The 12651-nt window shown below is 26.9% G+C and carries 11 protein-coding genes; 5 read left to right on the forward strand and 6 right to left on the reverse strand.

The features are described 5' to 3' along the window. Positions 1-48: 48 nt before the first annotated feature. The 4 genes from K5V21_RS00630 to brnQ all read right to left on the reverse strand — a co-directional run bounded on the left by K5V21_RS00630 (position 49) and on the right by brnQ (position 4237). Positions 49-621 (reverse strand): sigma-70 family RNA polymerase sigma factor, encoded by a 573-nt coding sequence (locus K5V21_RS00630; protein WP_221858303.1) that lies wholly within the window; start codon positions 619-621, stop codon positions 49-51. Between the two features lie 155 nt (positions 622-776). Continuing rightward, positions 777-1709, reverse strand: a complete 933-nt coding sequence (locus K5V21_RS00635; protein ID WP_221858304.1) for an LCP family protein — start codon at positions 1707-1709, stop codon at positions 777-779. 162 nt (positions 1710-1871) lie between these two features. Further along, positions 1872-2702: a Cof-type HAD-IIB family hydrolase gene (locus K5V21_RS00640; RefSeq protein ID WP_221858305.1), complete on the reverse strand. Its 831-nt coding sequence runs from the start codon at positions 2700-2702 to the stop codon at positions 1872-1874. A 239-nt stretch (positions 2703-2941) separates the two neighbouring features. Continuing rightward, positions 2942-4237 carry a branched-chain amino acid transport system II carrier protein gene (brnQ, locus tag K5V21_RS00645; protein ID WP_221858306.1) on the reverse strand — a complete coding sequence of 432 codons (1296 nt, stop codon included), beginning with the start codon at positions 4235-4237 and terminating at the stop codon, positions 2942-2944. A 361-nt stretch (positions 4238-4598) separates the two neighbouring features. Between brnQ and galU the strand changes: the two genes are divergently transcribed. Both galU and K5V21_RS00655 read left to right on the forward strand, forming a co-directional pair. After that, a complete protein-coding gene (galU, locus tag K5V21_RS00650) occupies positions 4599-5477 on the forward strand; it encodes a UTP--glucose-1-phosphate uridylyltransferase GalU (RefSeq protein WP_221858307.1) in 879 nt (292 codons plus the stop codon). A gap of 262 nt (positions 5478-5739) precedes the next feature. Beyond that, the gene (locus K5V21_RS00655; protein WP_221858308.1) at positions 5740-8217 is read left to right on the forward strand and encodes a discoidin domain-containing protein; all 2478 of its coding nucleotides are present in this window, start codon (positions 5740-5742) and stop codon (positions 8215-8217) included. Between the two features lie 125 nt (positions 8218-8342). Here the strand turns inward: K5V21_RS00655 and K5V21_RS00660 are convergent, their stop codons facing one another. Together K5V21_RS00660 and K5V21_RS00665 are read right to left on the reverse strand one after the other, a co-directional pair. Next, the gene (locus tag K5V21_RS00660) at positions 8343-8552 is read right to left on the reverse strand and encodes a hypothetical protein (RefSeq protein WP_221858310.1); all 210 of its coding nucleotides are present in this window, start codon (positions 8550-8552) and stop codon (positions 8343-8345) included. Positions 8553-8620: 68 nt separating this feature from the next. Continuing rightward, positions 8621-8830: a hypothetical protein gene (locus K5V21_RS00665; RefSeq protein WP_221858312.1), complete on the reverse strand. Its 210-nt coding sequence runs from the start codon at positions 8828-8830 to the stop codon at positions 8621-8623. Between the two features lie 133 nt (positions 8831-8963). Here K5V21_RS00665 and K5V21_RS00670 point away from each other — a divergent pair, with 133 nt between their 5' ends. The 3 genes from K5V21_RS00670 to K5V21_RS00680 all read left to right on the forward strand — a co-directional run bounded on the left by K5V21_RS00670 (position 8964) and on the right by K5V21_RS00680 (position 12332). Then, complete coding sequence (locus K5V21_RS00670; RefSeq protein ID WP_221858314.1) at positions 8964-9656, forward strand: response regulator transcription factor; 693 nt, start codon at positions 8964-8966, stop codon at positions 9654-9656. Between the two features lie 4 nt (positions 9657-9660). After that, the gene (locus K5V21_RS00675) at positions 9661-11130 is read left to right on the forward strand and encodes a HAMP domain-containing sensor histidine kinase (protein ID WP_221858315.1); all 1470 of its coding nucleotides are present in this window, start codon (positions 9661-9663) and stop codon (positions 11128-11130) included. Between the two features lie 89 nt (positions 11131-11219). After that, on the forward strand, positions 11220-12332 hold the full coding sequence (locus tag K5V21_RS00680) for a YncE family protein (protein ID WP_221858316.1): 1113 nt from the start codon (positions 11220-11222) through the stop codon (positions 12330-12332). Positions 12333-12651: the final 319 nt, after the last annotated feature.

A 12651-nucleotide genomic window follows, 5' to 3' on the forward strand; every position in this document is an offset into this window, starting at 1 on the left:
TTATATAATTTCATTTGAAAGATCTAAATAAACTTATGAAACCTGATATTATAAGTTAAATAAAATTACTTTAAGATTATCTGCAAGTTTTTTCTTTCTATATAAACATTTTGCATAATCAATATTATACTTTTCAGAATATCTTTTAAGAGGGCATTTAACTCCACTATACATAAGAAAGTTAAATAAATGCTTGTACTCATCGCTTAAAAGATTTACTGCTTTCTTAATTTTATTATCTTCATACTTATTAAGTATTATATCTTCAGTAGTGACTTTTTCAACTAAAAATTCCATTATCTCAATCCCCTCATCTATTTTATTATTTAAACTAGAAGCTTTTTTATTTATATTATTCTGTCTACAAAGATAAGCAAAATTATTTGTAATAGCCCATTTTACATAAGAGCTAAAAGATGAACTTTTATTAGGGTTAAATGTATCTATGGCTTTTAAAATAGAAAGAATTCCATACTGCATAAGATCTTCTTTTTCATAACAATCTATAAAAGTATATTTCTTTATCTGATTCTTAATAAGTGGAGAGTATTTAATTATTAATTCTTCCTTTGCTTTAGAATTATTTTCTTTAGCTAAATTTATTAAAGTTGAGTCACACATATTATGTCCCCCTTTCAAATTAAAACAAATATTATTTACCTTTTATATATGCAGTTAAGTAAAAAAAGTAGAAAAAAATAGGAACGTATGTTCGATTAATTTTTAAAAAATATGCTTAGTAATCATAATATTAAATTACTAAGCTAATATTTTTGTTATTTTTCAGCTGTATTTCCATATATGAAATTGTGAAGTTCATTTGTTTCAGCCTTTTTATCAAAAGTCATATAATATACACCATTCATATTAGTTCCTTTTGAATGAGTATCACAAGGTAATCTATACTGATTCATATCAGATACTCCCATTGATATAATATCTGTACCAATTGTCATAAATTCACTTGAACTTAAATTTGTTTGAGCAAGAGGTAGTGTTTCATTTAATAAAGAAGGATAGCTTGTAACAGGAAGTTTCTTAACTTTATTAAATATACCTTCTATTACATTTCTATGTCTTTGAGTTCTCATTTGATCTCCACCGTCATATCTGATTCTAGAGTATGCTAAAGCTTGTTCACCATTTAAAGTTTGTTTTCCGGTTTTGGTAACTGAAGAGCCTATATACTTTAAATCACCTTCAGTTATATTTAAATCAATTCCTCCAATTTTATCAATTATTTTTGGAAGGCTAGTAAAATCAACTGTTATAAAGTTTTCGATATCTAAGTCAAAATTTTGATTTAATGTATTTACTGCAAGTTCAGGACCACCAAAGGCATAAGCATGAGTTATCTTATCTTCACCATGACCTTTTATATTTACGTAAGAGTCTCTCATTATTGATGAGAGTTTTAATTCGTTATTTTTATCATCAATTGTAAGTATCATTATTGAATCAGAACGTCCATTTTTACCTTCAGGAGAATCTACTCCAAATAATGCAATATTTCTTATCTTGTTATCTTTATCTAATTTTTGAGTGACTTCCTTATTTATTGATAAGTTGTCCTTATTTATATCTATCTTAGTAGTTTTATTTAAAAGACTTTTTATGTACATAAAACTTCCGCTAAAGAAAAGAATTATTAAAAGGCATACTACTAAAAGAAATTTTCTCCAAGAGGCAATATTTTTAAATTTTCCCATACCAATCTCCTTAAATTTACAAATTTCCAATATAAAGATAGTATATCATTTTGTTAATTTTATGTAAATAAAAGAATGTAAAGGAAAATAAATTAATTAAAAAAGGAACTATTTATAATAAATAAGTTCCTATAAAAAAATATTTTTTATATTTATATTAAACTATAGAGCAAATTTTCTAATTGCTTTAGCGACACCAGAATTAACATTAGTATCAGTAATATAGTCTGCTTCTTCCTTAAGAATATCAAGACCATTACCCATACAGACTCCAGTTCCAGCGAATCTTATCATAGAAAGATCATTTTCGCTATCTCCAATGCACATAATTTTATCTTTAGTTATTCCAAGAATTTTTGCTAATTGTTTAACGGCACTTCCTTTTGAAGTACCTTTTTTCATTACCTCAAAATTATGTAATCCAGAACTTACAACTTCATATTTATTAAGATTTATAAATTCATTTTTTGCTTCTAAAAGTTCAGTATCATCTTCAGAATCTCTATTAATTGATATAGATTTAAGTACATCACCTTCAAGCTCTTTTAATATGTCTGTAAGGTCATGAGCTACTTTGAATTTAATTTTATCTTCATCTTTAAGTAGCTTATTTGTAACTGCGTAAGCATGATCTTCTTTAAATTCAGTAGAAGATATAGCAGTATTATGAGTATTAAAATAAGTCTCAAAGCTATACTTTTTGGAAATATCATATATTTCTAAACACTCATCTAAAGATAGAGCATTTTCATATATAACCTTAGATGAATCTTTTTCTCTTATATAAGCACCATTTGATGAGATTATAGGAGCATTAATTCCAAGTAAATCTGAGTAGTGTTTTGCAGATGTGAAAAGCCTGCCAGTTGTAATTGCTATAACAATTCCTTTATCTATAGCTTCTATTAATGCCTGTTTATTTTCATCAGATACGTTATGGTCATTATCAAGAAGTGTACCATCCATATCTATACAAATTAGTTTTATAGCCATGTTTAAACCTCCTTTATACATAGATTATTATACCCTAATGTATTCATCAAAATTTTATCATCAATAAAAAATAATGTAAAGTTAAGTATTTATTACATTTACAATGATAAATATGTAAATTAAAGTATGAGGTGCTTAATCTAAGTGATATAGACTAATTTAATTAATAATCAGAATGGAAAGAAGCAGGATATTTTAAATAATCCTGCTTCTAAGGTGTTTGGGGTTCTACCAATAATTTATTTAACTAATTCTTCTTTAAAAGAAGTATTAGTGATACTATCTTCATTTTTATTTCTAAATAATACATATCCAACTAAAATTGCAAGAACAGTTGGAATTAACCAAGCAAAGCCTTGGCTCCCAAGTGGAATAAAGCTTAAGTTTATTCCAGGAACTTGGCTAAGTAATCCAAATACTAATGAAGTGTAAACTCCAAGTCTTACAGCATTAACATTAGTTAAGAATTTGTCTAAAAGAGTTGTTGCTATAAGTGTTATTGCAACAGGGTATAATATATTTAATATTGGTCCTGATATTTTAACTATATTATCAACACCAAGACATCCGATTACTATACTTATAATTGATATAACTACAGCATTAACCTTATAAGGAAGCTTTCCTTTTGAGATTTCTGCAAAGAATGAAGAACCTGCTGTTATTAAACCTATTGAAGTAGTAAGGCAAGCCAGTCCCATTGCTATACCAATAATTATAGTTCCAACATTACCTAAAATACCTTTTGATATTATTAAAAGTAATCCTGTCTTTGTAACATCAGCTGGAGCAAGTGATGCAGTTTGTGCACCTATAATTGTTAAACCACCATATACAAAAGCTAGTCCAATAGCTGCTACAACTCCAGCTTTAACTGTCATTGGAACTAAATCTTTGTTCTTATAACCTTTAGCTAAAATACTAGAAGATACTATTGCTGCAAAAAGTAATGCTGCAAGGGCATCCATTGTTTGATAACCTTCAAGGAATGCAGTTGATAGTACTGAAGTTGCACCTGTTGCTTCTATATTACCAATAGGGAATAGGAATCCTTTAATTATTATTATAGCTAATATAATAAGTAGTGAAGGTGTTAAGAATTTACCTATTGTATCTATGATACTTGATTGTCTAAATACGAAGAATAGGTTAATTCCAAAGTATACAAACATCCAAACTAGTGGTGGAATACCAGGAAGTATTGGATTAATAGTTAATTCGTAAGTAGTTGCTGCAGTTCTTGGAATTCCAAGCATTGGTCCAATTGCGATAAATAAAAGTGATGCAAATATAATTGCAAACTTTGGACTTATTTTTGATGCCATAGTTTCAAATGTTCCATCCCCTTTAGTACATGCAATTATTGCAAGTAGTGGAAGACCAACACCTGTTATTGTAAATCCTATTACTGCAAATATGTATTCTGTTCCTACTGCATGTCCAAGATAAGGCGGGAATATTAAATTACCAGCACCAAAGAACATTGCAAATAGCGCAAATCCTATAACTAAACAATCTTTTGTTTTCTTATTCATAATTTCAAACCCTTTCTTAATAAAGTAAAATATTGCGTTTTATAATATAACTCTTGCGTTAAGTGTTACTAAATATCTTTTGTTTTAATCCTTATAAATTTTAATATATCAACTATAATAGCACTAATATTTATAAATATCAACAAAAAAACACATAATATTATAGAAAACTACAAGACTTATATGGAATTTAATTAACAAATTGATAAAAAAAGGCGTTTAATATTGAATAATCGTTATATGGTAATTAAAGTATCCCTTATGATATAATGTTTACATGTCTATATTTTAGTGAAAATTAGCCTTATGATTATTAATTTCATAATGGCAATTAATAACAATTAAGTTGAGGGTGATAGTAATGAAAGTAAAAAAGGCAATAATACCTGCAGCAGGTCTTGGAACAAGGTTTTTACCTGCAACAAAGGCACAGCCAAAAGAGATGCTTCCAATAGTGGATAAGCCAACAATACAATATATTATAGAAGAAGCTATAGCATCAGGCATTGAAGAAATATTAATAATTACAGGAAGAAATAAAAAGTGCATAGAGGATCATTTTGATAAATCAGTAGAACTTGAAATGGAACTTGAAAAATCAGGTAAGAATGAGTTGTTAGAACTTGTAAGAGATATTTCAGATATGGTTGATATACATTACATAAGACAAAAGGAGCCAAGAGGGTTAGGTCACGCTATCCATTGCGCAAAGACTTTCGTTGGAAATGAACCTTTTGCAGTTTTACTTGGTGATGATGTAGTTGATAGTGAAACACCATGTTTAAAGCAACTTATGGATTGCTTTAATGAATATAAAACTTCAATACTTGGAGTTCAAACTGTTCCAGAAGAAGATGTATCAAAGTATGGTATAGTTGATGGAATTCATATAGAAGATAGGGTATACAAGGTTAAGGACTTAGTTGAAAAGCCAAAGAGAGAAGAAGCACCAACTAATGTTGCTATCCTTGGAAGATATATAATAACTCCACAAATCTTTGAAATATTAGAAAATACAGCACCAGGTAAGGGGAATGAAATTCAACTTACAGATGCTCTAAAAACTTTAATATCTCAAGAAGCTATGTATGCATATGATTTTGAAGGAAGAAGATATGATGTTGGAGATAAGTTTGGATTCTTACAAGCTACAATAGAATTTGGACTTAAAAAGGATGAATTAAGACCACAATTATTAGAGTACTTAGAAAATAAAGATTGGGAAAAAAATCTTAAGTAGAATTATTAGATTAATAGTTATTCATAAAGCTAGTCTTAAATTAAATAAAATATGATAAATATCGGAGGTAGGTTTTTAGAAAACCTATCTCCGATATTTTTTTATTTATAATAATTTATATACATATTATTAATACAATATCCAAAGATATCGTATATAATAAATTAATAATATAAATTTAATTATAATTATAATATAATTAAAAAAACAATTAAAACTACATATTAAATAAAATTAAGGGGAAATGATAGGAGAGAAGCAAATGAAGAGTAAGAAAATACAAGCAATAATTGTTGCAAGTTTACTTAGTGTAAATTTACTATTGCCAGGGGGAACTGCCTTTGCAGACGAATTAAAAAGTACTAATATGAAATCAAGTGATTATAATGATTTGAGTAAACAAGAAAGTCAGAAAAATTTAAATGACGATAGTAATTCTAATGTAGACATTAATAATCTATCAATAGAGGGTATAAAGAATGAAATAAATTCAGATGTAGATAAAATACCATCTTCTGATTTTGACAAGTTATCAAGCAATCAAGAATTAACTAAAAAAGTATATGCAAAAGAAATTATATCAAGAGTCGGAGAAAATAACCTTAAAGCTTTTGCGAGCAAAGATAAGAAAAATGCAGACTTTTTAAATTGGCTTTTAAATGATGAAACTGCAATGAAAGAATATTTAGATGGAGGTTTACCGTCTAAAATAAAACAAGGTACAATGGATGCATATTTTTATGGCAACGATAACAAAGTTGTACCAGCAAAAGAACTAAGTGCTCTTGAAGTATGGTCAAAGATTTGGAATAAAGATTCAGATTCAAAGGAAGGAATCAATTTAAAGATAGCAGTAGCAACTTCATTAGAATTTGCAAGTCCAGTAATGAGTTGGCCTGCAAATAAAGTAATAGATCCTGTTGAAAGATATTTAAATTTTAAAGATGCTAATCAAAATAATGAATTATTCCCTTGTTTTAGAACATTTAATGTAAAGAACTTAAGAAATATAGTAAATGTAAAATTAACTAATGAAGATATAGTATGGCTTAGACAGCATACTAAGGATGTATCAGAAGGTAAAATAGATCCAAAGTTTAAATGGCAAAAAGAGCATATTAAGAAGAAAGATTTATTAAGCCAAGATAAAATAGCTGAAAGTGATTATACAATACAGTATACAACTAAGAATCCAGAAGGTAAGAGTGTATTTGGATCAGGATTTTATGGAGATAACCCTACAATACAAAAGGTAGTAGAGTATGGGGGAGTATGTGGTGCTTTATCTAAATATGGCACTGCTTCATCCCAAGTATTTGGTGTTCCAGCATATGCGGTTGGACAACCTGGACATTGTGCTTTCCTTTATCTTAAATCAGATAATCATTGGTATATAGGAAATAACATTTCAGGCTGGAAGGGTACTGCACATTATACTACTACAATTCCATATATGTTTTTACATGAAACTTTAAGTCAAAACCAAGAGGCTTTAGATAAATCAGAAGAACTTAGAATGCTTGCAAATGATGTTAATTCAAGTGAAAAAGCAAAAATTATATCAGATGAAGCTACTAAAGCTTGTCCTCTTAACTATAGTGCATGGGAATCTAAATTAGATTTAATGCTTAAAGATCCTAGTACATCAGCAGAAGAATTTGAAAAAGTAAATTCAGATATAATGAATACTTTTGCACAGTATCCACAAGTTATGGCAAATCTTCTTGTTAAAATTAAAGACAAAGTGATAAATAATAGAGCAGAACTTCAAAAATATGTTTCAGAATATAAAGATGCATTAAATAGAGTTACTGATAATAGACAAAAGCCATATGTTGAAAATATATTAAATGATATGCAAAAGAATGGTCTTTATTTAGCTACATTTAGTTTTGATGGGAAAAATGCAGGGAAATTAAATGGAACTAAAGCCGGAGTTGATGAATATAGCTTAGATGGTGGAAAAACATATAAGTTAGTTAAAGAAGATTCACAGCAGCTAACTAAAGAACAGTTAGATTCTATAACTTCTGAAAATGGAATACTAATTAGAGTAAAAGGAACAGATAGTGCAAATCTAATTTCTATAAAAAAAGCAGCTAATATAAATGTAACTAACAATGATGAAGAAAATTTAATCTTTGGATTAGATAAGAGTATGGAATTTTCATATGATAATGGTGTAACTTGGACAAAATATAATGGAGATAATCTACCTGATATTAGTAAAGATAGGACATTATTAGTGCGCAGAGCAGCAACAGGTAATACAGTAGCTAGTAACATAACAAAGCTAGTATTTACAAATAATGAACTTCCAAAAGGATTTATACTTCATAAAGATATGACAGTAGATAGCTATTCAAGTCAGCAAGATAATGGATCTGCTGCAACAAAGGCTATTGATGGTAACGTAAAGACAATATGGCATACAAAGTGGAATGGAAGCGATAAGCATCCGTTTATAACTTTAAAGCTTAATAAAGAATATGATATCTCAAAATTAACTTACCTTCCAAGACAAGCAGGTAACTATAATGGGAATATAACAGAGTATAAGATATCTACAAGTTTAGATGGAAAGAACTTTACTGAAGTAGCAAGTGGTTCATGGGCTAATAATAGAGCAATGAAAACAGCAGAGTTTAAGGCAACTAAAGCTCAGTATGTTAAACTTGAAGTTATTCAAGGGGTAAATGGATATGCATCAGCTACGGATATAAGCTTATATACAAATTAATAAAAGATAAGTTAAGAGAAACCAGTTATATAACTGGTTTCTTTTTTTGTTTTAACTAATTTTTAATTTAAAAAGATGGGTTATATTGGCTACTAAAATTTATTTATCAGAGTTTAATATAAAAATTATCTAATTAAAAATATTTCAATACTAAAAAGTCCACATCCAATGCTAACCATAATATCAACAATTCCATAAATACTGCATAAAGTGAAGCTTATAAATGCACTGTGCTTTTCTTTTTTCTTAGAAAAAACCTCAGGGAATTCTTTTATGAAAAGAAATATTTTTATAAATAATCCTAATGCTAGGGATAAATAGGCTAGTTTGACCATATAAAGTTCTCCTTTAAGTTAAATAATAAGAAAGATATATTATTAAAAACATAGATTTAAAATTTACGCTAAATTAAGAAGCTTTCTATAAAATAATTAGAAAAGAAACAGGTTAATGCAATTATAGTAAATTTAAGTGAAGTAGCAAATACACTCATAGATACTTTATAACATACTGATTCATCTTCATTCCATATCTCAATAATAGAGTCCTTCAATTCAAAAAGTCTCATTAATACAACAATAAGTATAAAAATATACAATAAAATAATAAACATTGTAATACACTCCTATGATAAAATAACTTAATTTCAATTTTAACATAATATTAAATAAATTCCAGAATTATGTTATTATCTAATGGTATAAATAGATTTATATAATTTATAAAGGGGTAGGGGATTAAAAGATATGGAAAATAAAATACTTATAATTGAAGATGAAGCAGACATCCAAAATATATTAAGGTATGCTTTTATGAAGGAAAAATTTAAAGTTAGATGTGCTTCATGTGGAATAGATGGTATAGAAATATGTGAAGATTTTAGTCCAGATATAATAATGTTAGATTTAATGTTGCCAGATATAAGTGGATTTGAGGTTTGCAAAAGATTAACAGAATATAATATACCAATAATTATGTTAACTGCAAGAAATGATATAGTGGATAAGGTTCTTGGATTAGAACTTGGAGCAGATGATTATATAACAAAACCTTTTGATATAAGAGAATGTATTGCAAGAGTTAATGTAGCATTAAGGAGATTGCAAAAAAATAAATCAAGGTATGAATATATAGATAAAGAGGAAAAGCTAACTGAAATTACTATAGATAATATAAAAATAGTTAAAAACTCAAGAAAGGTATTTATAGATAATACAGAAGTTAAATTAAAGCCAAAAGAAATGAGTCTACTACTATATTTGATAGATAACAGAAATATAGCAGTTTCAAGAGAACAGATAATGGACAAAGTGTGGGATGATGATTATGATGGAGACTTTAGAACTGTTGATGTTCATATAAGAAGACTTAGGCAGAAGCTTAATAACAAGGATATTATAGAAACTATCTTTGGTATTGGCTACATGCTAAAGGGGTAATTATATGAAAGTTAAACATAAATTTGGAGCGGGATTTATAGCTGTATTTTTAATTTCTTTCATAGTATTTAATTACTTCATAAATAGAACATTTGATAATTATATTAAAAATCAAATAAAAGTAGAGATGGAAAGCGCGTATAAAAGTGCTTATAGAATTATAAATAGATACTTTCAAAATAATGATTTAGAAATTAAGGAAAGTATATTTGATAAGAATTCCCCAGAGCTTGCAACTCAGATAAATGAAGAAAATAATTGTCAGATAGATATCTACAATACAGAAGGAAGCAAGGATTATTCTTATGAAAATAATGATACGGAGATTTATATAGATAAGGAAAAACTTAAAAAGTCGTTAAATGATTCAAAAGAAAATAAATTATCTTTAAATATATACACAAAAGATAATAAAGTAACTTCAAGTATTACATTTCCTTTGTACATTAAAGGAAATTACTTAAAAATAATATCTTTAAGTAAAGATTTTACTGAGAATTATAAAAGTTTAATTAACCTTATGGGAATATGGAAAACTCTAACTGTAATTATATTTATTTTAATACTGATTTCAAGCTATATATTATGCAGCAAAATAATTAAGCCGTTAGATATATTAAAATCTTTATTTAAGAAAGTTGAAGATGGAGATTTAAATGTAAGAAGTGATATAAAATCTAAGGATGAAATAGGCGACCTATCAATTGGATTCAACAATATGAATGAGAGAATACAAAATCAGATAGATGCAATAAATAATGAAAAAGATAAGGTTATAGTTTTAGAGAAAAATCGTAGAGAGTTTTTTAATAATGTAACTCATGAACTTAAGACACCTTTAACTACTATATCAGGTTATGCACAAATTCTTAAAGATCCTGATTTTAATGATATAGAATTTAAAGAATTAGCTTTAGAGAGAATAGAAAAAGAAAGTGATAGAATGCATAGAATGGTTAAGGAACTTATAGATATTTCAAAGGATAATCTGGATATAGATAGTGACTCTATGGAAATATTATGTGTAGATAGATTTATAGAAGTAATAGTAAAAGATTTATTAATAAAAGCTAAGAAAAATAATATAAATATTATCTATAACCTAGAAAAGGTTAAACTAGTATGCTCTTCAGAGGATTTAAAGAGAATTCTTATAAATATAATAGATAATGCTATTAATTATTCTAAGCCTAATAAAGATATTAATATTAATCTTTCAAAAGATGATGGATATTTAGAATTAGTAGTTACGAATTCTAGTGAACTAATTAGTGAAGAGGGAATTAGTAAAGTATTGGAACCATTCTATAGATATAATATAAAAAAATCAAAAGATATAGGTGGAAATGGACTTGGACTTTATATAACACAGGGAATAGTTAAAAAGTATAATGGAGATATAAAGTTTAGATATGATGAAAAGCTTATGGAAGCAAAAGTAGTTATTAAAATGGAATGTAATAAAAAACTTTGATTGGAAACATTTTGGCAATATAATTTAATATTTTGGTAAAATCCTACTATTATTATTGAAATATAAATAATAGATTGGAGCGGGGGAATATGATAATTAGGGGTAAAGGGAATATGATAAGGTCTGGAGTAATAATAACTATGGTAATAGCTATGTTATTCACTATAGGATGTAATAGTCCAAAAAGTATTGAGGAATCATCAATACTTTCAGAAAATGTAAAGGAAGATTCAAATAAAAATGATTTTAAAGTAGTATCAAAAGAAGAATATAAAATTACTGATAATAAAATACTTGATGCAATAATATATGGATTTACAGGTATAGAATATTTAATGAGAGATGATGGGATTTATGCGAAATTGTATAAAGATGATGATGAAGCGGATAATGAATCAGGTTACAAATCAACAAAGGAGAAGTTATTATTCAAAAATGGAGAGGTAAAGATAGATCCAGATGGAGAAGTTACTAAGTCAGTTCATAAAAGGAATAATAGTTCGCATGAAATTTATGAGGAATTTGATGGATATGCAGTAAAGAATCTGTTAAATGAGAGTTGGCGTGAAGAGAAGAATATAATAGTAGAAAATATAACTCTATATAATGAAGAAGCTGATATAGATAATAAGAAGAATTCTAAAGAAAAGAAATCTAATATTAAAGAAAAAATATCAATAGATATATCAGATGAGATAAGTTATTATCACACTATTGGAATTATAAATAATAAATTATTATATGCAAGTGGAGAAGAGAGCGGACAATTTGCAAATGAGATAGGGAAAATTGATTTAGTTACAGGGCAATTTGAAGATACTATTAAGGTAGATCCATACAGCCAAGCAGTTATAATAGATGAAAATACAATTGCATTAAGTACTATATCCTCAGAATATGTAGATTTAAATATTTTTAATTTAAATAAGAAAACTTATGATACTATAATTAAAAATAAAAATATTTGGGATATGGGAGTAAGCAAAAACAAAGAAAAGATTTATTATACTGAGAAAAGAGATAATAAAAGCGTTGTATATGTTGTATCTATTTCAGGAGAGAATAAAGGTGAGCTATGTAAGGTTTATGAAAATAGCAATAATGAGGAGTTTACAGTAGATATTAGTACTGATGGAAAAGAAGTTTATGTTTTTTTACATGGAGCTGAACCTAAAATAATAAAATATAAATTAAATAAATAATATAAGAAAATTTTTAAGATGAGTAGATAGAGTATACCGATAAGTATATTTATCTACTTATTTTTTGGATTTTTCATATTTTAATATGTATCTAAAATGTTAATTTATTAACTAAATATTCAAAAATAGCATAAAAATATACATATTTATAGTTAAATATTAAAAGAAAATGGTTAAAATAAACTATTAATTTACTTCATAAAGAAAAGATTCAAAAAAATTACAGATGGGCTTTGATACAGTATTTATTATATTAATACAGTGTTTATGTATAGTCTACTTTTAAAAGAATATATTACATTAGTAAATATTAAAAGTG

This window comes from Clostridium sardiniense (genome assembly GCF_019753795.1).
Taxonomy (GTDB): Bacteria; Bacillota; Clostridia; order Clostridiales; family Clostridiaceae; genus Clostridium; species Clostridium sardiniense.